At 45.9% G+C, this 20,809-nt stretch carries 18 protein-coding genes, 1 tRNA gene and 1 other RNA gene; 9 read left to right on the plus strand and 11 right to left on the minus strand.

What is annotated here, in order from left to right; genetic code table 11:
• The first annotated feature begins 338 nt into the window (after window positions 1-338).
• From AC1YY3_RS09925 to lpxA, 8 genes are all read left to right on the plus strand, one after another.
• Window positions 339-920, plus strand: a complete 582-nt coding sequence (locus tag AC1YY3_RS09925; protein WP_481824230.1) for a hypothetical protein — start codon at window positions 339-341, stop codon at window positions 918-920.
• 194 nt (window positions 921-1,114) lie between these two features.
• Window positions 1,115-1,585, plus strand: a complete 471-nt coding sequence (locus AC1YY3_RS09930) for a cyclic-phosphate processing receiver domain-containing protein (RefSeq protein ID WP_481824231.1) — start codon at window positions 1,115-1,117, stop codon at window positions 1,583-1,585.
• A 284-nt stretch (window positions 1,586-1,869) separates the two neighbouring features.
• The gene (gene icd, locus AC1YY3_RS09935) at window positions 1,870-3,162 is read left to right on the plus strand and encodes an NADP-dependent isocitrate dehydrogenase (RefSeq protein ID WP_481824232.1); all 1,293 of its coding nucleotides are present in this window, start codon (window positions 1,870-1,872) and stop codon (window positions 3,160-3,162) included.
• A 42-nt stretch (window positions 3,163-3,204) separates the two neighbouring features.
• A complete protein-coding gene (locus tag AC1YY3_RS09940) occupies window positions 3,205-4,062 on the plus strand; it encodes an exonuclease domain-containing protein (RefSeq protein ID WP_481824233.1) in 858 nt (285 codons plus the stop codon).
• Window positions 4,063-4,098: 36 nt separating this feature from the next.
• On the plus strand, window positions 4,099-4,452 hold the full coding sequence (locus tag AC1YY3_RS09945; RefSeq protein WP_481824234.1) for a hypothetical protein: 354 nt from the start codon (window positions 4,099-4,101) through the stop codon (window positions 4,450-4,452).
• A 79-nt stretch (window positions 4,453-4,531) separates the two neighbouring features.
• A complete protein-coding gene (locus tag AC1YY3_RS09950; RefSeq protein WP_481824235.1) occupies window positions 4,532-5,047 on the plus strand; it encodes a methylated-DNA--[protein]-cysteine S-methyltransferase in 516 nt (171 codons plus the stop codon).
• A 185-nt stretch (window positions 5,048-5,232) separates the two neighbouring features.
• Entirely contained in the window at window positions 5,233-6,117 is an 885-nt protein-coding gene (xerD, locus tag AC1YY3_RS09955; RefSeq protein WP_481824236.1) for a site-specific tyrosine recombinase XerD, read from the plus strand.
• Window positions 6,118-6,124: 7 nt separating this feature from the next.
• Window positions 6,125-6,910: an acyl-ACP--UDP-N-acetylglucosamine O-acyltransferase gene (gene lpxA / locus AC1YY3_RS09960; RefSeq protein ID WP_481824237.1), complete on the plus strand. Its 786-nt coding sequence runs from the start codon at window positions 6,125-6,127 to the stop codon at window positions 6,908-6,910.
• A gap of 106 nt (window positions 6,911-7,016) precedes the next feature.
• On the opposite strand, the gene AC1YY3_RS09965 is transcribed toward lpxA, so the two are convergent.
• The 8 genes from AC1YY3_RS09965 to dnaE form a co-directional block, all read right to left on the minus strand.
• Window positions 7,017-7,241, minus strand: a complete 225-nt coding sequence (locus AC1YY3_RS09965) for a hypothetical protein (protein ID WP_481824238.1) — start codon at window positions 7,239-7,241, stop codon at window positions 7,017-7,019.
• A 217-nt stretch (window positions 7,242-7,458) separates the two neighbouring features.
• Window positions 7,459-7,797 carry a histidine triad nucleotide-binding protein gene (locus AC1YY3_RS09970; RefSeq protein WP_481824239.1) on the minus strand — a complete coding sequence of 113 codons (339 nt, stop codon included), beginning with the start codon at window positions 7,795-7,797 and terminating at the stop codon, window positions 7,459-7,461.
• Between the two features lie 15 nt (window positions 7,798-7,812).
• Window positions 7,813-8,691: a restriction endonuclease gene (locus tag AC1YY3_RS09975; protein WP_481824240.1), complete on the minus strand. Its 879-nt coding sequence runs from the start codon at window positions 8,689-8,691 to the stop codon at window positions 7,813-7,815.
• Between the two features lie 43 nt (window positions 8,692-8,734).
• Window positions 8,735-9,334, minus strand: coding sequence for a recombination mediator RecR (gene recR / locus AC1YY3_RS09980; RefSeq protein WP_481824241.1), 600 nt, complete (start codon window positions 9,332-9,334; stop codon window positions 8,735-8,737).
• Between the two features lie 21 nt (window positions 9,335-9,355).
• Window positions 9,356-9,679 carry a YbaB/EbfC family nucleoid-associated protein gene (locus tag AC1YY3_RS09985; RefSeq protein ID WP_349026440.1) on the minus strand — a complete coding sequence of 108 codons (324 nt, stop codon included), beginning with the start codon at window positions 9,677-9,679 and terminating at the stop codon, window positions 9,356-9,358.
• 18 nt (window positions 9,680-9,697) lie between these two features.
• Window positions 9,698-11,305 carry a DNA polymerase III subunit gamma/tau gene (gene dnaX, locus AC1YY3_RS09990; RefSeq protein WP_481824242.1) on the minus strand — a complete coding sequence of 536 codons (1,608 nt, stop codon included), beginning with the start codon at window positions 11,303-11,305 and terminating at the stop codon, window positions 9,698-9,700.
• 34 nt (window positions 11,306-11,339) lie between these two features.
• Window positions 11,340-11,436: signal recognition particle sRNA small type (gene ffs / locus AC1YY3_RS09995), an RNA gene on the minus strand.
• A gap of 371 nt (window positions 11,437-11,807) precedes the next feature.
• On the minus strand, window positions 11,808-15,305 hold the full coding sequence (dnaE, locus tag AC1YY3_RS10000) for a DNA polymerase III subunit alpha (RefSeq protein WP_481824243.1): 3,498 nt from the start codon (window positions 15,303-15,305) through the stop codon (window positions 11,808-11,810).
• A gap of 508 nt (window positions 15,306-15,813) precedes the next feature.
• Between dnaE and AC1YY3_RS10005 the strand changes: the two genes are divergently transcribed.
• Window positions 15,814-17,031 (plus strand): DEAD/DEAH box helicase, encoded by a 1,218-nt coding sequence (locus AC1YY3_RS10005; RefSeq protein ID WP_482194453.1) that lies wholly within the window; start codon window positions 15,814-15,816, stop codon window positions 17,029-17,031.
• A 110-nt stretch (window positions 17,032-17,141) separates the two neighbouring features.
• On the opposite strand, the gene AC1YY3_RS10010 is transcribed toward AC1YY3_RS10005, so the two are convergent.
• The 3 genes from AC1YY3_RS10010 to AC1YY3_RS10020 form a co-directional block, all read right to left on the minus strand.
• Entirely contained in the window at window positions 17,142-17,678 is a 537-nt protein-coding gene (locus AC1YY3_RS10010) for an REP-associated tyrosine transposase (protein WP_481824245.1), read from the minus strand.
• Between the two features lie 89 nt (window positions 17,679-17,767).
• The gene (locus AC1YY3_RS10015) at window positions 17,768-20,248 is read right to left on the minus strand and encodes a hypothetical protein (RefSeq protein ID WP_481824246.1); all 2,481 of its coding nucleotides are present in this window, start codon (window positions 20,246-20,248) and stop codon (window positions 17,768-17,770) included.
• A gap of 312 nt (window positions 20,249-20,560) precedes the next feature.
• Window positions 20,561-20,648 (minus strand) — tRNA-Ser (locus AC1YY3_RS10020).
• Window positions 20,649-20,809 lie beyond the last annotated feature (161 nt).

The following is a 20,809-nucleotide window of genomic DNA, read 5'->3' on the forward strand; positions in this document are numbered from 1 at the left end:
TAACCTTTTTCAGTGACTAACTTAACGGCATCTTGTTTAAACTCTAATGTGAATTTAGGATTGGGGCGCTTTGTTTGATTATTCATGTTCACCTCTTATGACATTATAAATCTGTCTCTAGAAGTGTCCGGTTTAATTAAATCATTACAATAAATGCTGAGCTAGTTGAAGTACACACCTTTCGACGACCAACGGAAGTGCCGGTACAGGCTCTCGGCAACCGCTCCCTGCGTTGCCCTACCTCCTGCATCCATGCACTCGAAGGCGAACGGGAATTAAAGCTTCATAAGGCCAAATCAATAGTAAAGCTTTTTAAACCATTTTTTTAAGGAACTATAATGCAAAAAAACTCAACAACATCTGCCTTGGTTTTGGCTACACTCTTTTCTGCTTTTTTGGTGGTTGGATGTACATCAAATATTAAGCACATTCCTAAATCTGAAGCCCAAGTGCCTAAATCCCAGGCGTACAATGCGTCTGTTGATGCGGTATGGAATGCCGCTAAAAAGGCATTAGTGGAAGATGAAACCTTTAAGATATTGGATAAATCTTCTGGAATAATGGTGACTGAGCTTAGGACGATTGATGCCAAAGAATTGTCTTTAGCCGCCACTTATTTTCTTGGTAAGACTTATAAAAACAGCTATACGGTAAATTTTAACCCACAGGCTTCTAATAAAACGGATGTGACGGTGAACGTAAAGCTGCAAGCCGTTCAAGTTGTCTTGTTATCGCGCGAAGAAAGCAATGCGGACGTTGAAGGTTATTTAAGGAAGAAACTGTTCGACAAGATAGCGGAAAATCTAAAGGGTCAAAGTTTTGCAAACACTGATCAAGCTAATACTGATGTCGACAATAAAATCACCTCAACTTCAAAGCGTAAATCTAAGTCGAAGTCTGGAAGGCGGACTCGTCGTTAAACCTTAAGATGTACAGATTACGGATATCCCGCAAAGCTATACTCAATAGCTGGGGAAACTGAAAGGTGAGTTCGGCTTCTCCAAGCCTGTCCCATGACAGGCAATTGGTAGGATTACTCTGCTGCAATAGTAAAATTGAGCGAAAAAATTAGAAATAATCCTGTGTAACCGCCAAAAGCATAAGCTGGAAACCCGTGGCTAAAGCAAATAGTAGGAATATCAATCAAGTCTTGCCGTTTTTACGCTTGCTCCTAATTGAGGACAATCATGAGCGTATCAGGCTTATTGAAAGCTGGTTGCCTTCTGATGTACGCCTTGTGGTTGCATCCTCTGCTGGCAGGGCTATTGGCTTGCTTAAAACTATAAAGCGTAGTGACGAAAGCCCTTATGCTGGTCTTTTGCTAGACCATGATCTACAAGACCAAATCGTCACCGAGGTAGAGCGATTTTTGTCGGGTACCAATGTGCTGCAATTTATTATTCGCCATCTGCCATCCGATGTACCCGTTTTAGTGCATTCAATGAATTTTCGGCGAGCGGATGACCTTGTGCAAAAACTGCGTGGTGCTAAATTTGATGTGACGCGAATACCGTTTTCAGTGCTGCATAAAGAGAATCTGACAGAATGGTTGAATGACGTTCGGATTGTGTGGGAAGATCGATAAGCAGCATAGTTTATAACCCAACAACCCCTCGTCAGCAGTTATTTTGTCTAATTCAATGGTATTTCAGTTTTTTAACGGTTCTCGGATATTTGAAAAATAAACCCTCAAAATATCATCAAGGAAACATTTAATAACTTTTTGTTATTTCAGGGGTTTTCGTGTGGCTTGCGTAACGTAAGTTGGCATTGAAAATCCTGCTGCCAATTTAGGACAAACCAGTCCGCATTTGCTATGATTGAACTTGGTTAGCACCCTGGATAATTCAATTAATAGCAGGAATTTACATGAGCCAAATCATCCCACCACCTAACGGCAAACCAATAACTTCACAGAATGGCAAGCTGGTTGTGCCTGATAACCCTATCATCCCTTATATAGAAGGCGACGGCACGGGGCCGGACATCTGGCGTGCCACGGTGCGGGTGTTGGATGCGGCAGTCCACAAGGCTTATAACGGCGAGCGTAAAATCCACTGGCTGGAAGTGTATGCCGGGGGCAAATCCTTTGAGCTATTCAACACTTGGCTACCGGATGAAACCATCGACATCTGCCGGGAATTTCTGGTCTCCATTAAAGGCCCGTTGACTACGCCGATAGGCGGCGGCATTCGCTCGTTAAATGTGGCTTTGCGGCAATTGCTTGATTTGTATGTATGTTTAAGGCCAGTACGTTGGTTTAAAGGTGTGCCTTCGCCCGTCAAACGCCCTGACCAAGTCGATATGGTGATTTTTCGGGAAAATACCGAAGATATTTATGCCGGAATCGAATTTGCCCAAGGTAGCGATGAAGCCAAGCTGTTTTTGAAGCTGCTTAAGGAAAATTTCCCTGCACAATTCGGCAAAATCCGTTTTCCTGATACGTCCGGTATCGGCATCAAGCCCGTCTCGCAAGAAGGCACGGAACGCTTAGTCCGCGCCGCGATTGATTATGCGCTTATCAACCAACGGAAAAGCGTGACGATTGTCCACAAGGGCAACATCATGAAATTTACCGAAGGCGCGTTCCGCAACTGGGCGTATGGTTTAGCCGAGCGGGAATACCCTACGCAAACCTACACCTGGGATCAATGGGAACGCACCAAGGCTGCACAAAGCGAAGAAGCCGCCAATGCCGAACAAAAAGTAGCATTAGCGTCTGGCAAAATCCTAATTAAAGATGCTATTGCTGATATTACCTTGCAGCAGGTTTTGACACGTCCAACCGACTTCGATGTGATCGCCACGCTGAATTTAAACGGCGACTACCTGTCAGATGCGCTGGCAGCGCAAGTCGGCGGTATCGGCATTGCCCCCGGCGGCAATATCAATTACCAGACCGGCACTGCCGTGTTTGAAGCCACGCACGGAACAGCGCCCAAATATGCCAACCTAGATAAAGTCAATCCCGGCTCGTTGATATTGTCCGGTGAAATGATGTTGCGTTATATGGGCTGGACGGAAGCCGCCGATACCATCATCAACGCCATGGATGCCACCATAGCCAGCAAGCATGTCACTTACGACTTTGCCCGATTGATGGAAGGCGCGACAGAAGTTAAATGCAGCGAGTTTGCGGGTGGGATGATAAGGAATATGTAACTTGTATAACCTAGTCCATTTTCATGCTAATAGGGGTTAAACATGGAATTTATCGCTATCGATGTTGAAACTGCAAATGCTGATATGGCATCTATTTGTCAAATTGGTATTGCCAAATACAAGGACGGCGAATTAATAGATCAATGGTCATCACTTATTGATCCAGAAGATTATTTTGACTTTATTAATATTGATATTCATGGCATATCAGAAGATGATGTAATTGAAGCTCCAACTTTTCCAGAAATAGTTGATGAGCTAAATCGTTTTTTGTCAAATTCAATATCTGTTAGTCACACACATTTTGATCGGGTATCAATCGAACGAGCGTTTGCAAAATATTCTCTTATTCCAATTGAAACTACTTGGCTCGATTCAGCAAGAGTAGCGCGTCGTACATGGGAAGAATGTGCTTGGAGCGGATACGGTTTAGCGAATGTTTGTAAAATCATTGGTTACGAGTTTAAACATCATGATGCATTAGAAGATGCTAAAGCATCTGGTCAAGTTCTGATTGCAGCAATAAACAAATCAGGGCTAGATACTAATGCTTGGCTTAAAAAAACGTCCCAACCAATAAATCCTAGCGGATTAACCGTCAACAGAGATGGTAATCCTGAAGGAGAAATGTATGGAGAAATTTTGGTTTTTACAGGGGCATTAGAAATTCCTCGTCGGGATGCCGCTGATCTTGCTGTTCGTATTGGATGTACCGTTGATCCGAGTGTTACCAAAAAAACGACTTTATTGGTTGTTGGTGATCAGGATGTAACTAAATTAGCCGGCAAAGATAAGAGTTCGAAACACTTGAAAGCAGAGCAGCTTATAGCAAAAGGTTTTAATATTCGAATTATCAAGGAAAGTGATTTTAAACAATTGGTTGTTCAAGCCAATCGATAATGCTACTAATTTCAGGTAATAAAGTGTAGGAATATAATGAATTCAATTAGTGCATACGTATCCAAACACAGTAAGTCAAGTTTTGCCGAAATGTTGAAAGAAAACAATATTGAGTTTTATGAAAAAAACCTTTTCCCACCAGGTACAGTTGTTAACGCAAGCGAGACAATAGAAATTATAAAAGCTCTAGGTGGGGCATCAGTGATCCCTGCACTTGCAACTGTACTTGTTCAATGGTTAAAAAATAAAAGCTCAAGAAAAATAATACTTCAAACCAAAGAAAATGAAGTTATTCATTTGGAGGGCTACAGTGTTAAAGAAATAGAAAACATATTACAAAAAGCAAAAAATTTAACTGTTATCCAAACCATACCTGAAAAAGATCTGTAACGAGATAGGGAGCATTATATGCACCAAAACTGGTGCGTAAAACGCACGCTACTTTGTACTTTTGATTTGGAGGTAACGTATGCCAATTAACATCACCTGGGTAGACAATTGCGAAGGTGTAGAAGTAGTCGAAAGGCTGCATACGCCCGTCTGCACCATTAAAATCCATCGTCGGCAAGATGTGATTACCAACATCGAATGGGATTTTTCACAAGTTACTGATGCAGCAATGAATAATGACAACCACGCTGTCGATTTCTGGCCTGAGCCGAAGCAAACCGTCAATGTGAAATTGTTAAAACAAGGAACGGCGCATCAAAATAAAGTCTGGGCGGAATTGTTGAAAATCCCTTTGGGTGAAACTTTGACCTATTCCGGCTTGGCAAAAAAAATCGGCTCTGCCGCCCGTGCGGTCGGCAATGCTTGCCGCACCAATCCTTATACATTGCTTATCCCCTGTCATCGCGTGGTTGCGGTTAACGGCATGGGCGGATACAGCGGTCATCGTCACGGCGAATATATGCAAATTAAAGAAAGGTTACTGGCTTACGAAACTGATGCCGCCAATATAACAAAGCAGTCCCCCTCTCCTTGAGGGAGAGGGTTGGGGTGAGGGGAATATGAATAAAAAATGATTTTAAAATCCCCTCATCCTAGCCTTAGCGGCGCAGATTCCATACCTGCTACCGCACTTCCGCCATCCTTGGCAGTCGTCCCTCAAGGGTGAAGGGACTAAATTGTATAGCTTAAACAAATTAAATATTAGGACACTCCTGCAACGTGCAAAACTCCGCATTAATCGATCAGTTCCTGGATGCCGTGTGGGTAGAACAGGGCTTGAGTGAAAACACCCTTTCCGCTTATGGTAGTGATCTTAGGATTTTTGCCCTTTGGTTAAAAGACAAATCGTTGCTCGACGTTAACACAGGCGTGCTCTCCAGCTTTCTTGCCAACCGTTATCAAGAAGGTATCGGCAGCCGTTCCTCCGCCCGCATTTTATCTAGTTTACGACGCTTTTACGGCTATTACATTCGAGAAAATAACATCACCATTGACCCGACTGCGCTGATAGAATCCCCCCATATCGGCAGGCCGTTACCTAGCTCATTAACGGAAGAAGATGTGGAGTTACTCCTAAATGCGCCTGAAACCGCCCATACCTTGGGATTTCGCGATAAAACCATGCTAGAAATGTTGTATGCAACCGGACTAAGGGTATCAGAGCTGGTTAATTTAACACTGGATCAGGTTAGCTTACGGCAAGGCGTGGTCAGGATTGTCGGCAAGGGCAATAAAGAACGGCTGGTGCCCGTCGGTGAAGAAGCGATGAGTTGGCTGGAAAACTATCTTAACGAAACCAGAAAAAACCTGTTGGGTGAGCGGCAATGCTCTTATGTTTTCGTCACTAACCGAGCGGACAGCATGACTCGGCAGGCGTTCTGGCATATCATTAAGCGCCACGCCAAGAAAGCGGGCATTAGTAAAACCCTATCGCCGCACACCTTACGTCACGCCTTCGCCACCCATTTATTAAACCATGGCGCGGATTTGCGGGTTGTGCAGTTGTTGTTAGGGCATTCGGACTTATCGACGACACAAATTTATACCCATATTGCCCGCGAACGGCTAAAAGAATTGCATACCAAATATCATCCACGAGGATAACAAGAACATGCCGCAACAAATCCACCCTACCGCTTATATTGCCCCGAATGCAAAACTGGGCGACAACATCATCGTTGGGCCTTTTGCCGTGCTGGAAAATGATGTTGGAATTGGTGACGGCTGCCAGATAGGCGCACATGCGGTAGTCCAGCCTTATGTAAAAATGGGAACAGGCAATGTGTTACATCCGCATGTGGTCTTAGGCGATTTGCCACAAGACACCAGCTTTAAGGCGGAAACGGTAAGCTGGTTAATTATTGGCGACAATAATGTATTTCGGGAAGGCTTCACCGCGCATCGCTCCGCCAAGGAAAACTGCGAAACGCGCATCGGCTCGGACTGTTTTTTTATGAATAATAGCCACGTAGCCCACGATTGCATTATTGGCGATAGTACTATCTTTGCTAACAATGTCGCTATCGGCGGCTTTGTAGAAGTGGGTGATAAGGTCTTTATGGGTGGTGGCGTGGTGGCGCATCAATTTTGCCGGGTTGGTTCTTATGCGATCGTGCAAGGCACGACGGGGTTAAGTATGGATGTTATTCCCTTTACCTTAATAGGCGGCCATTATGCTAAACACTATAAGTTGAATACGGTAGGTTTGCGGCGAGCTGGAATTACTGGCGTTCGTTACAATGTACTTGCCTCGGCATTTCGTTTACTAAAAAACAAACAACCGCTGGATGACTTGGAAGAAACCGATGAATTAAGGTATCTGAAAGACTGGCTGGCAGTTAAATCCAAACGGGGTATACATGGATTTATTGATGTCTCAAGGGATAGCGAATCTTAAAATAATTTGCCGCCGTATTTTAGGAGGAACAAAAACTGCAAAGTTTTCATCTCTAGGATAGAGATTTCGACAACATAGATTACTGAACTATAAGTCTTTAGTAAAACTATTTGGTATCGTTTCCATTGCCATCAGCCTCAAAGTGGAATTTATGCAGTAAGCGATGCACCAACGGACTAAAGAAAAGCCCTGCTGCCACCAAAAACATTAAACCAGAAAACAGCGCATACAAGCCTGCAAATAACTTACCCGCCTGGGTATGAAGCACATCAACCGGACCCATGCCACCCAGAATCATGGATGCATTGAGAAATGAATCCAGCCAGCTCATAGATTCAAATTCATGATAACCGATTACACCGATACCTAGACCAAAGGCTAGCAGTAAGAAAGCGGATAATAAATACTTAGCTTGCCTAATTAAAAAAGCGCTAAGAGGAATTGGTTTTTGGCATCGATGTTCAAAGGTGTGCCGCATATTCTTTGTTTTATCTTTGTTGATTCGACGTACCTTCACGGTGATATGGTTTTGCCCAGTGAATGATTACCTAGCCTGGAGGCCAAGCCATTTGGCGACCGCCCAAAAGATGTAAATGCAGATGGTAGACGGCCTGGCCACCATGACTGTTGCAATTGAATACCGTGCGGTAACCTTCCTCTGCAATACCTTGTTGCTTGGCTAAAGTAGTTGCCACCTGTAGGATTTTCCCACCCAGTTGGGCATCATCGAGGTCATTTAAGGTTGTGATATGGCGCTTGGGTATAACGAGGATGTGGACGGGTGCTTGCGGGTTGATGTCCCTGAACGCGAGGATATGGTCATTTTCAAATACGACATCCGGCTCAATGTTTCCGGCAACCATTTTGCAAAATAGGCAATCAGTCATACATTTTCCTCCATTTTACAACCCCTTAAACCAATCGTCTCTTATTTCAACTGACTCGATTAATTTTGTTTCTACACCGAGCCTTAATTCTTTCAATTTCTCACAAAGCGTTTCACCATCTATTAAGTCAATAGGTGGCGCACCATCTCTGGTTGCTTCTTTAATGGCTTCCCTTGTGAATGTTCCGGTTGTTATAAAAAGCCCTTTGTCTGCCCGACCTTGCATTGCGCCCCTAAAATCCCTTATTTGGCTGGGTGTTACAGAACCTTTATAACGCTTGCATTGAAAGACAACATGGAAACTTAAAAGGCCATTTACCCTAACAATTCCTTTTCCATCAATTCCACCGTCACCCGCTTTTCCAGTTACTTCAACTTGGAAGAAACCGCTTTCTCTCAATATCCGTTGTGCAAGTCTTTCAAATGCTGCGGGTGTTATCTCATAAAGCACATTGAGCAGTTTTTCTTTCCATTCCTCAGTGTTATCAACTTCCGCAGTGACTTCCTGTTCAATTTTTTCTGAGGCGGTTATTTTTGGTGATTGTGTAGATTTGTTTTGGTCTCTGACAGTTTTAACAATTTCAACATGGTCGAGCTTAGTTACATCAATATCCGCCTTCGATAAAGCCCAAATACCCCGTGACGAATTTTCAAGCAAGCCAAATTTTTTAAGGTAAGTTCTGCTCCAAGCGAGCCGATAGTCAACTTCACTAACTGTACCGTCTTCGCCATGTGAAATTTGTAGTATTTCATCGGAAATTTCAGCAATAACATAGGCCTTGCTATTAATTTCTTCAATTGAACCTGAGCCACCCAGCTCTTGAATTGCCTTAACTGTTGGAACAATAAGTTGATCAAAAGAGGGCAAATCATTATTTGTTTTCTTTCGTGCCATTTTTGCTCTCAAATTAACCCATCAGCAGCCAAAATAACCGTTCTCAACCTAACACATTACGCCCATTAAACGCATGAGCCAAAGTGCCGCTATCTATGAATTCTAGCTCCCCCCCCATCGGCACACCGTGGGCGATCCGGCTGGCTTGGACTTGGTGCTTTCTTGCCAACTCGCCAATAAAATATGCGGTGGCTTCACCTTCCACGGTTGAATTGGTGGCGAGAATAAGCTCTTTGATTGTCCCTACTGACATCCGTTGTTCCAACACGTCAAGACCAAGCTCGTCAGGACCTATGCCATCCAATGGTGATAACCGACCATGTAGGACAAAATAATGGCCTTTAAAAACGGTGGCTTGGTCAATAATCCAAACATCGGCGGGGCTTTCAACGATACAAATCAAGCTGCTGTCCCTGGCTTTATCCGCACAAATCTGGCAGATATTTTGTTCTGATAGGGTGCGGCAGACTTGGCAATGTCCAATTTTTGCCAAGGCTTCAATTAAGGTTTCAGCCAGTATTTTTGCGCCGTTGCGATCCCGTTGCAACAAATGAAAGGACATGCGCTGGGCAGTCTTAGGGCCTACACCTGGCAGGCAACATAAAGTTTGCGTTAACTGTCCGAGCAAGCCTTTTTTCAGCATGTCTTTTTTTTTGGCATATTATTAAAAGGGCATTTGGAATCCGGGCGGAATTGGCAGTCCGGCGGTAATTTCGGACATTTTTTCTTTTTTCATTTTGCCGACTTTGTTGACAGCATCGTTAATTGCCGCAGCCACCATATCTTCCAGCATGTCTTTATCTTCGCCAACTAACGACGGATCAATTGTCACTTTCCTGGCTTCACGTTTCCCAGTCATAACTATCGAAACCAAACCACCTCCCGATTCACCAGTCACTTGCATCATTTCCAGCTCTTGTTGGGCTTTTTTTAAATCTTCCTGCATTTTTTGGGCTTGTTGCATAATGTTGCCCAGTGCATTTTTCATATTATTATCTCCACCTTGTTATATCGGCTCTATGGTGCCGGGCATTATCCTGGCACCAAAATGTTCTTTTAATGCCAAGACATTAGCATCTGAATTAATGGCATCAACTGCTGCTTGTTGTCTGTCTTCTTGATCTTTGGCGAATTGTACCGCAGGTGTTTCAAGCTGTGCCTGTTCTATTTTGATTACCAGTTTTAATGGCGCACCTCGATAATCTTGTAACGCTTGTTGTAATTTTTTTTCTCGGCTGGAGGTCAATAATTGTTGATGACTGGCATCCAAATGCAATTTACAGATTTCGTCATCAATGTGTTCCAACACACAGTTATTGGCTAACTCCTTGGTAAAACTCTCCAACCTCATGATTTCAATCATATCAGTCCAACTATGATTAGCAGGACTAACATTACTTGAATAGAGTTGGATAACTTTTTCTGCAACGTGTTCCGATGGATTGATCTGTTCAACATTTATTGCCGATTGTGGCTTCGGAATTGAACTGGGTAGCGGTACTTGCTTCGTTTTTACTGGCGTGGATTCTACCGAAACTGGCTTAAACACCAGCATACGCAGCATGACCATTTCAAAACCCATACGGGAATCAGGTGCCAAATCCAAGTCTTTTTGTCCGACCAAAGCGATTTGGTAATAAAGCTGCACATCCTCCGGCGTGAACCGTTGCGATAAGGTCGTAATCATCGCCTTATCAAACTCATGTTCGATGCCGTTAGGCAACTGCTGCACCAAGGCAATGCGGTGTAAAACCTGCAAAATCTGCTGTAGTATCGCGCTGAAATCTGCATGTATGTTGGCGATTTCATCTACCTTGTTAAGAATAGCCTGTGCATCTGCATCAGCCAACGCTATTAGTATATTTTCAACGGGATGCTGCCCAACAGTGCCTAACATAGTGTTAACATCGTCAGCAGTAACTTTGCCAGCACCATAAACAATCGCTTGATCCAGCAAGCTCAAGCCGTCGCGCATACTGCCATCGGCGGCTCTTGCTAACAGTTGCAAGGCTAGCGGTTCGGATTCAATCTGCTCTTGTTTGAGGATGTCGCCCATTTGGGTGAAAATCTGCCCTGGCAACAACCGTTTGAGATTGAATTGCAGACAACGGGATAATACGGTAACGGGGATTTTCTGCGGGTCTGTGGTTGCCAACAAGAACTTCACATGCGGCGGGGGTTCTTCCAGCGTCTTGAGCAAGGCATTGAAACTATGCCCTGACAGCATGTGGACTTCGTCGATCAGATAGACTTTGTAACGTCCGAAATTAGGTGCATACTGGGCATTGTCGAGTAAGTCACGGGTATCTTCGACTTTGGTGCGGGAGGCGGCATCGACTTCGATCAAATCCATGAATCGGCCTTCGTCCAAAGCTCGGCAAACATCACACAAACCGCACGGATTAAATTCTTGGAGATTTTCGCAATTGATGGCTTTTGCCAGAATCCTGGCTATAGTCGTCTTACCAACGCCACGGGTGCCGGTAAACAAATAAGCGTGGTGCAAGCGGTCATGTTGCAAAGCGTTCATCAACGATTTGACTACATGGTCTTGACCAACAACTTCGGTGAAATTTGAGGGCCGCCACTTTCTGGCGAGAACCTGATAATTCATTGCAGGCTCGTGGTTATGGCTTAATGGGCGGCGACCGTGCCAGCCACATCCCAGCACACGAATCTGCTGCTACCGTTGCTCCCTTCCGGGCCTGGCGGGGTTTACAGCGTATCGTTGCGGGAGGACCAACACGATCACCATCATAATTCTCAACCGTACTGGCTCAAGACCACCTATTATCGTCGAATGCTTATGATATTACAACAGACGATAGTACGATTTCTTGTGCTTAACTAAAGTAGTCAGAACAAGCCAACTCTAGCCAAAGCCTTACCATTCGATGAGTTAACGTTTTATCACAAACGGAATCAACCCGTTATCGTTAAATCTAAACCATTCAATCACGTTCAGGAAACCCTGATGAAAGCGTACACAGAGATTTTTATATTCTTCAAGTCAAGGCTTTATCGGGGTAGTAGCCAAAAACTCAGTTGTAACAAACCATGCTATCGACCGTAAAAAAATATTCGTCGCGTGAAATTCTGACACTTTCTTTACAGAGTTACCGATACTTAACCTCAACATCTACAACCCCAGGCAAGCGTTTTAACCTACCCAATAATTCATCTGTTGGATGTACGCGCCAATCATCGCCTAACTGCAAACTTGTAGTCGCCTCCAGAGAGGTGTAACTGATGCCGACTGGACAAGTTCCGCCTTTAAACGGTTGCAATGAAGCTTGCAACCCAGAAATGAATTCTTGAGACTCCGAATCCTGCTCGCCAACTACCCAGTTCATCTTCAAACTCCTTGCATATTGCTCTCTGGCTTGCTCCATGTTGTAAAGCGTTTCGACGTTTAACCTGAGATTGCCGGAAAAATCGTCAATCGCCAACGCACCTTCGGCGACCAATAAGGTATCTTTTGAAAAAATGCTGCGATACGTCTCGTATTTGTCACCGAACGCAGCGATTTCTAAGCGACCCGTACGGTCATCTATTGTTGCGAAACCCATCGTTTTGCCTTGCTTGGTTTGGCGGGTTCGGATTTCGACGACCAAACCCGCAACGCGCGCTTCCATCCTGCCTTTTGAGCGTTCCACTTCGGACAACAAATGGGCTATTGTACCGTTGGTAAATTGCCTGATCTCGGCTTCATATTGGGCGATTGGGTGACCTGTCAGGTACAATCCCAAAGTCTGTTTTTCGCCCACCAACCGTTCTTGTTCAGACCAGGGTTCGGCTATTGTCGAGTAAGTTTCCGTATTATCGGCAATACCTTCTTGGGTGGACGACGACAAACCGAACAAATCGTCCTGCCCGGTTTCCGCCATTTTCCCGTGTTGTTCGCCCACCCGCACTATCGTCGGCAGTTCAGCCAAGTGCGCGGCACGGTTAGGGTCAAACACGTCAAATGCCCCCGCCCGGCATAAGGCTTCAAGCACGCGGCGGTTGACTTTGCGTAAATCCACCCGTTTGCACAAGTCGTAAAGCCCAAGGAATTTCCCCTGTTCTGACCGCTCCTTGAGGATTTCTTCGATAGCCGATTCTCCCACCCCCTTAATCGCGCCCAAACCGTAAACGATGTGCTCCCTGTCGTTCACTGTAAACCGGAAGTTGGACACATTGATGTCCGGTGGACAAATCTCCAGTTTCATCTGCCTGCATTCTTCAATCAGCGTGACGACCTTGTCGGTATTGTCCATATCGGACGACAACACCGCCGACATGAACGCCGCCGGATAATGCGTTTTTAGCCAAGCGGTTTGATAAGCGACCAGCGCATACGCGGCAGAGTGCGATTTGTTGAAACCGTAGCCGGCGAATTTCTCCATCAAGTCGAACACGTAGGTGGCGATTTTTTCTTCGACTTGGTTGGCGACGGCTCCGATAGTAAAGGTCTCGCGCTGTTTTGCCATCTCCTCCGGCTTTTTCTTACCCATGGCGCGGCGCAGCATATCGGCACCGCCCAGAGTGTAGCTTGCCAATTCACGGGCGATTTGCATGACCTGTTCTTGGTACAGGATAACGCCATTGGTCGGCTTTAATATTGGCACCAACAAGGGATGGGCGTACTCGGCTTTCGCGCCGTGCTTAACCCGGATGTAGTCATCGACCATGCCGGATTCCAACGGCCCCGGTCGGAACAAGGCCACCAGCGCGATAATGTCGTCAAAACAATCGGGCTTGAGTTTTTTGATTAGCTCCTTCATGCCCCGTGATTCCAACTGGAATACAGCCGTGGTCTGGCCTTTTTTCAATAGCTCGTAGGTTGCCGGATCATTCCTGGGAATGCTGTTGATGTCAATCGGCGGCTCACCTGCTTGTTGCCGTTGCTGATTGATAATCGGCAAGGTCCAGTCGATGATGGTCAAGGTACGCAGGCCTAAGAAGTCGAACTTGACCAAGCCAACGGCTTCCACATCGTCCTTATCGAACTGGGTCACCAAGTTGCCGCCACCTTGCTCGCAGTAAAGCGGCGTAAAGTCGGTCAGTTTGGTCGGCGAAATCACCACGCCGCCCGCGTGTTTACCGGCATTCCGTGCCGTGCCTTCCAGCGACAAGGCCATGTCGATGAGGTTTTTGACCTCTTCCTCGTTATCGTATTGTTGCTTAAGCTCGGCGCTGTCTTCCAGCGCCTTATCCAGCGTCATGCCGATTTCAAAAGGAACCAGCTTGGCAAGGCTGTCCACAAAACCGTAAGGGAATCCCAGCACCCTGCCCACATCGCGGATAACGGCCTTTGCCGCCATTGAGCCATAAGTGATAATTTGGGCGACGTGATCGCGGCCATAATGGCGGGCCACGTAATCGATCACCTCATCGCGCCTGTCCATGCAGAAGTCAATATCAAAGTCAGGCATGCTTACCCGTTCGGGATTCAAAAACCGCTCAAACAGCAGGTCGAATTCAATCGGGTCCAGGTCGGTAATTTTCAAGGCATAAGCGACCAGCGAACCCGCCCCAGAACCCCGTCCTGGCCCAACGGGAATACCATTGCTTTTTGCCCATTGGATGAAGTCCGCCACGATCATGAAATAACCAGGGAAACCCATCTGGCTAATCATAAGTAATTCATCTTGCAGGCGTTGGTCGTAAACTTGTCGGTTTTCCTCCGGTGTCCCGCCCCCGATTGCCGGATAAAGCGCCAAACGTTCGTCCAAACCTTTTTTGGCGGCATTGGACATCAGTTCAGCCAAAGTCATTCCTTGCGGAACTGGAAAATCCGGCAAGAAGTTCTCGCCTAACGTCAGGTCCAGGTTACAACGCTTGGCAATTTCCACGGTATTCTGCAAGGCTTCTGGAATATCGGCAAATAACGCCAACATCTCTTCCGTGCTACGCAGGTATTGCTGGTCGGTGTAATCCTTGGGTCGTCTGGTATCATCCACCACCCGGCCTTGGTTGATGCAAACCCGCACTTCATGGGCAGCAAAATCCGCTTGATGCAGGAAACGGACATCGTTAGTCGCCACCACCGGCAAGTCAGTTGCGATTGCCAAATCGACAGCAGCAGCAATATAGCGTTCTTCCTCCGGCTTGCCGACGCGCTGGAGTTCCAGGTAAAAACTTTGCCCGAACAAACCGGCCCATTGCTGCGCCAACTGCGTTGCCAAATCGGTGTTTTCAGCCAATAAGGCCTTGCCGATGTCGCCCTGCATCGCACCGGAAAGCGCAATCAAACCGTTATGATTAGCTTCCAACCACTCTGGCCTCAGCATCGGCACACCTTGATGCTGGCCTTCCTGATACGCCTTGGAAAGCAATTCCATCAAGGTGATGTAGCCCGTGCGATCTTTAACCAGCAAGGTCAAGCGATGAGGCGCGGCAGGTTCTTCTGGATTAAAAATCAGTACATCGGAACCCGCAATGGGCTTAATCCCTTGTCCCATCGCTGCCTTATAAAACTTGACCAGGGCAAACAGGTTGGCATGGTCGGTCACCGCCACCGCTGGCATGTTCAAACCTGCCAGCCGTTTGACCAACGGTTTTATTTTGACTATGCCGTCAACCAGGGAAAATTCAGTGTGGAGTCTTAAGTGGATAAATTTAGGCTGCATCAGGCGTTGCGTAGTAGCAATTATTCAATTCTAAACCGCTATTATGGCAAAAGACGGAGGGTATTAAACTGCTTTTATAGATTTATCGTTTAAATCAGATTCTCGATCCCGAAGACAAAGCACCGTCTCTTAACTTCGCTGAATAAGGAAGATCACAAGCCTGTGAAATTAAGTGCAATCCGGCTAAGAACCATCCGTATCACTAATTTAGTGCCGATATACCCCGTATTTCGGAATCCAATTGACCTTTAATGCCATAAGTGTGATAATAGAATCAGTAATTTAGGTTTAAGTTGTAAAAAGTTAACCAAACTTGTTCCATCTGCCAAGATTCATATCCTATCAAAATCCTCAGCCCGCAAGTTTTCTCCAGTTTTTAACTGGTATTTCGGTCGTTTAGGCTGAAATTTGAAAGTCTTTCCCCCGCTACACGTTTCTCCAAGTATCTAACCCACCAGTGGTGCGTAGAAATCTGGAGCTTACAGCGGTTTTCTGAGCTTATAAATCAATGACATTTTCTACTCTCGGCTTGTCCGAACCCCTTTTACGCGCCGTTAGCGGACAAGGTTACACAATCCCAACCCCTATCCAATTACAAGCAATTCCGGCGGTATTATCTGGTCGAGATCTGATGGCGGCGGCTCAAACCGGCACTGGCAAAACTGCGGGTTTTACCTTGCCGTTATTGCAACGGTTATCCACAGGCGATAAGGTACAAGCCAATGCCATCCGCGCCCTGGTATTAACCCCAACACGCGAATTAGCGGCGCAAGTCGGCGAAAGCGTTGTCATCTATGGCAAGCATTTGCCATTGCGCTCTGCGGTCGTCTTCGGCGGCGTTTCGATTAATCCACAAATGATGGCATTACGTCGCGGTGTTGATGTGTTGGTCGCTACACCAGGGCGATTAATGGACTTGTACAGCCAGAATGCAGTCAAGTTTTCGCAACTCGAAATACTGGTGCTGGACGAAGCCGACCGAATGCTGGACATGGGTTTTATCCGCGACATCCGCAAAATCATGGCATTGCTACCTAAACGTCGGCAGACATTGATGTTCTCGGCGACGTTTTCTAACGAAATCCGCAGCCTGGGACAAGATTTATTGCATGACCCTGAATTCATTGAAGTCAGTCCGCGCAATGCCGCTGCCAATACCGTCAAACAATGGGTACATCCGGTCGATCAAAAACGTAAGCCTGAATTACTCAGCCATTTAGTCCGTCATCACGGTTGGGAGCAGGTATTGGTGTTCACCCGCACCAAACACGGCGCAAACCGAGTTGCCGCCAAGCTGGAGCAAGACGGCATAACCGCCGCCGCCATCCACGGCAATAAAAGCCAGGGCGCACGAACACGGGCGTTGGCGGATTTCAAGAACGGTGAAATACGGGTATTAGTAGCAACCGACATTGCTTCTCGTGGTCTGGACATCGAACAACTGCCGCAAGTCGTTAACTTCGACCTGCCCAATATCGCCGAGGATTATGTCCATCGCATTGGTCGCACGGGGCGCGCCGGAGCCACGGGGCAAGCTGTTTCCTTGGTCAGTATTGACGAAAAACAAATGCTAACGGGTATCGAAAGACTGATCCGTCAAGCGCTACCGCGCGAGACATTGGCTGGTTTCGAGCCAGATGCCACTATCCCTGCCGCCCCGCCAGTCCAGAATCGTCCACGTTCGGCATTAAAACAGAATGTCGCTAAATTCCAGCGACATAATTAGCACCCCAAACCTTATGCGTTAAATTTTATGCTTGGCTTGGATTTGCTACGTAAAGAACTGATATAGCTAGTAATTTCTGTTTATTTTTCGGAGTGAAAAAACATGTTTTTTCACTCCCCATCTTCCTCCAAACATAAATTTTTATATTCAGGATATTCCTTAAACTGTTGCGCTAAAAATTCGCGCCCCTGCTTTTTTAACACGCTGTGAAAACTTGAATAGGGATAGTTTTTTAAATCAGCCACATAGCCGTGCTTGACAGGATTATTAAACAAATAATTCAGCCTGATAAAATAATCCCGCTCATCTCTTGGACAATAATCCCAATAATTCCACCAAATCGGTTTTTCCGCCTGAAGCTGGGAACGGATAAACCTAGCTGAAAGCATGTGTATTTTGCCAATGATACCGCTTAAATCCTCCCCGTTTTTGCTGATTCCCAGCAGGTGATAATGATCGTCGAGAATAACCCAGTCATTTAACAGCCAAGCTTTTTCCTCAAAACATTGCCGAATAGTGGCTAACAGATAATCTTTGATGGTATTGGATTGAAGCAAAGCCCGCTTTTGATAAATACTGCCCGTAATAAAATAAGGGCAATTATCAACAAATAAATGCGCTGGATTATGCTGATGTTTTTTGAGCATTTTAAGCAGTTAAGTGACGTAAAAACATAAAGTAACAACTCGGAGCAAAAAACCGGAGTAAAAAAACATGTTTTTTTATTCCCCCCTAATTAAACCCGCAAAAACCCCAACTCAAACACTTGTGGTTGCAGTTTGTCGCCCAAGATTTTGTATGCCGTTTCAAACGGCTTGAAATCAATGGCTACGTTATCGCCGCTGGCATTACGCGCTTTGAGTGCATTGCGGATTTGATACCAACCCACATCGGGGCGGTTCAACTTCAATTCATCGCGTACGCTACGCACGTCGGTTTCGGCAAAATACGCTTGCCATAACACTCGTCCGGCATCCAAGACCGCCTGTGCTTCTAGGGAGATGCTGGAGTGCGGCGACAAGTCGCCGCGTGCAGCGTGCGTAGCCGCTGCTTGCGTAGACGTGTCTACGCACTCCTCCTGTTTGGCTTGCAACGCCGCCAGGTATTGCACCATAAAGTCGGATTCAAAACGGTCTGGCGCGTTGACTTCCACCTCGGTGTAGGGGATGAAGTGGTTGACGATGCTCCATTTCTTGCCGTTCCATTCGAGGTCGTCGGCACTGGCGGTTAGGTTGCTGCCGTTAAATAGCATCCAGATTAGGCAATCGGTTTTGAATTCATCGGATAACGGCTGATTGGGTTGCAAGAATTGATCACGGTCGTTAATCCACGTAGGTTTGATAAGACGACGTACAGAAAATATGACAGCGGCTTGCCAAAGGTTTTCAGGAGTAATGAAATAGCCCCCAGCGTGACCGATTGAATGAACTGATGAAAATATCGCCGTCATTGTGCCTGCATTTTGTAAGTCGTTCCCATTGCAGAAAAAGTGCGCTATGGCATTTTTCGACCATTGGGTATTTCTAACGTGATTTACTTTCGTAATAGGTGTTACGGCGTTTATTAACGGAATAGCGTCAATATCGTCTTTTTTTATTCGCGGCATCCATTCGCTTAAAAAACTTATGTTTGGTAGATTGTAAAAATTTTTTTCGCCAATAGCTTGCGCTTTTTTGTCTAACACTTCCGTTGTGATTTCTGAAATGGCGGTTTTTTCTTTGGCGTTTTGATTTGTTGCCCAAACCAAAAATCCGATTGGAAAATTGCCTTTTAATCCGTCAAATGATTTGCTGTGAACAATAAAACCGCCTGAGTACAGCGCACTCCAAACTTGTCTAAATTTTTCAAAGTTTGGCGCATTGACGTATTTCAATGTGCTAAACATTGCCAATGTTGCGTTTGGTATTTCTTTTGCAATTCTAGCCATGAACTGCACAAATAATTCACGCGCCGCGTAGCCGTAATCTTCATTATTCATTAGCAAACCGATTTTTGTGGTTGCTACGTCTGTTTTGCCTTCGTTTCCTTGGGAATTTGCCGCCTCTGCATACGGCGGATTAATCAACACCAAAATCTTCTTACCCTCAGCAATGGCTTTACGCAAGCCTTCTGGCACTTTGTTGGTCAGGCTGTAATCAATGTTGCCGTCATCGGTGATGTCGTCATTCAAATAATCGTATTGAAAACGCTGCGCCGCCACACAGGTTTTAGTGGCTTTCATCACGTCCACATCGGCTTCATCCAGGGTGCTCATGTAGATGTTGCGCGGGTTGCTGTGCTTGACTTCCAGGTTGCCCACGCCACAGCACATGTCCCAAACGATGTAATTCTTTTGCCAGTTATTGCCCAGTGTTTCAGTGAGTTTGTCGTAGGCTTTATCGACCACGGCGAGCGGCGTGTAATACGCGCCTTTAAAACTGCGTTCATCCAGCGGAATCAAGCTGTCGCGGCGTTCGAGCAGATAGTTTCGGTATTCGGCTTTGGGCGGTTTGTGGTAAATCGCCCAAAATTGGCGATAGCCTTCTTTGTTGCCCAATTGGTAGATTTTGCCACCCAAACTGAACACGGGGGCGTTATTTTTGTGCAGCAATTCAGCGGGTAAGTTGGCGTGGGTAGACACCGTGCCATCGTGCATGATGTCGGCAAAAAACAGTAGCGCGTAGTTTTCTTCCGCTACGCCGTTGATTTCGCGCCCTATCATCACCACCCATTTGTCGAACACCTGTTTGAGGTTGTCGGGCGTAATCTGGGTGCGGATGATGTCGCCGGATTTAATCGCCTCTTTGACGGTGCTGATGAATTCGTCTTCATGCGTGGCAATCTTGAACGACACAAAGTGCGTGCCGATGTGGGCAGACACTTCGTCCAAGGCTTCTTTAGGGTATTGGCTGGCGGACTTGCCCCATTTTACGGTTTTTTTGGCGAGGAACGGCAGTACGTCAGCCGTTTTCATGAGCGCGGCTTTTTCGGTATCAATGACCGCTAAAAACGGCGGGATTTGTTCGCCTTTGTTCAGGCCATCTTGCACGTAATGCAGTAATTGCGTGAACATGGCGTAACTGGAATGCTTGCCGGTGTCTTTCGCTTCAAACCAGATTTCATCAGTGCGGATGTCAATCAGCCCTTTGGTGTAGCTTTTTAAGCCCAGTGCTTTGATGTAAATATCTTTGACATCCTCTTCGCTGCGGACGTTTTTAAGGCGTTGGTATAGGCTCATGCTTCATCATAAAAGGTTAATTTTCTTGAAGTAAGCCTAGCAGACTTCCCTAAAAATGATGCTTAAGCGATTTTGCTCGTTCCTAAACTTGAGCGTCACTGTCCACAATTAAAAAATACGGAGTCAAAAAACATGTTTTTTGATTCCTTATAAACAGCGAATGCCAGAGTGCAAACCTAGATTTGCACTCCAGCAGTGCGAATAAAATCTAAACCACCCTCTATACACCCAAATCCACAGCCAATTTTACCGCCAATTTTCTGATTTTTGGGTTTATAATAAATTATTTACATTATTAATCAATAAGTTAAGTGGCGGAGAGAGAGGGGTTCGAACCCTCGATACGTTGCCGTATACACACTTTCCAGGCGTGCGCCTTCGACCACTCGGCCATCTCTCCGGTATTGCTTTGACTGCTTGCCAGTGCTTAGGGACTGTAGCAGGTAATATCTGTATCTTAATTGATAGTGCTGAGGAGCAAACCTAGGTTTGCACTCAATCACAGGCATGAAGCCACAAGTCCATCAAAAAATTATAGCTTAAACCGCTACTTGTTGGACG

Source organism: Methyloglobulus sp. (genome assembly GCF_964779595.1).

Coding starts and splice junctions, on each gene's coding strand:
- AC1YY3_RS09925 (WP_481824230.1), top strand. CDS start 339: ATGCAAAAAAACTCAACAACATCTGCCTTGGTTTTGGCTACACTCTTT.
- icd (WP_481824232.1), top strand. CDS start 1,870: ATGAGCCAAATCATCCCACCACCTAACGGCAAACCAATAACTTCACAG.
- AC1YY3_RS09940 (WP_481824233.1), top strand. CDS start 3,205: ATGGAATTTATCGCTATCGATGTTGAAACTGCAAATGCTGATATGGCA.
- AC1YY3_RS09945 (WP_481824234.1), top strand. CDS start 4,099: ATGAATTCAATTAGTGCATACGTATCCAAACACAGTAAGTCAAGTTTT.
- AC1YY3_RS09950 (WP_481824235.1), top strand. CDS start 4,532: ATGCCAATTAACATCACCTGGGTAGACAATTGCGAAGGTGTAGAAGTA.
- lpxA (WP_481824237.1), top strand. CDS start 6,125: ATGCCGCAACAAATCCACCCTACCGCTTATATTGCCCCGAATGCAAAA.
- AC1YY3_RS09965 (WP_481824238.1), bottom strand. CDS start 7,241: ATGAGCTGGCTGGATTCATTTCTCAATGCATCCATGATTCTGGGTGGC.
- AC1YY3_RS09970 (WP_481824239.1), bottom strand. CDS start 7,797: ATGACTGATTGCCTATTTTGCAAAATGGTTGCCGGAAACATTGAGCCG.
- AC1YY3_RS09975 (WP_481824240.1), bottom strand. CDS start 8,691: ATGGCACGAAAGAAAACAAATAATGATTTGCCCTCTTTTGATCAACTT.
- recR (WP_481824241.1), bottom strand. CDS start 9,334: ATGCTGAAAAAAGGCTTGCTCGGACAGTTAACGCAAACTTTATGTTGC.
- AC1YY3_RS09985 (WP_349026440.1), bottom strand. CDS start 9,679: ATGAAAAATGCACTGGGCAACATTATGCAACAAGCCCAAAAAATGCAG.
- dnaX (WP_481824242.1), bottom strand. CDS start 11,305: ATGAATTATCAGGTTCTCGCCAGAAAGTGGCGGCCCTCAAATTTCACC.
- dnaE (WP_481824243.1), bottom strand. CDS start 15,305: ATGCAGCCTAAATTTATCCACTTAAGACTCCACACTGAATTTTCCCTG.
- AC1YY3_RS10005 (WP_482194453.1), top strand. CDS start 15,814: ATGACATTTTCTACTCTCGGCTTGTCCGAACCCCTTTTACGCGCCGTT.
- AC1YY3_RS10010 (WP_481824245.1), bottom strand. CDS start 17,678: ATGCTCAAAAAACATCAGCATAATCCAGCGCATTTATTTGTTGATAAT.
- AC1YY3_RS10015 (WP_481824246.1), bottom strand. CDS start 20,248: ATGAGCCTATACCAACGCCTTAAAAACGTCCGCAGCGAAGAGGATGTC.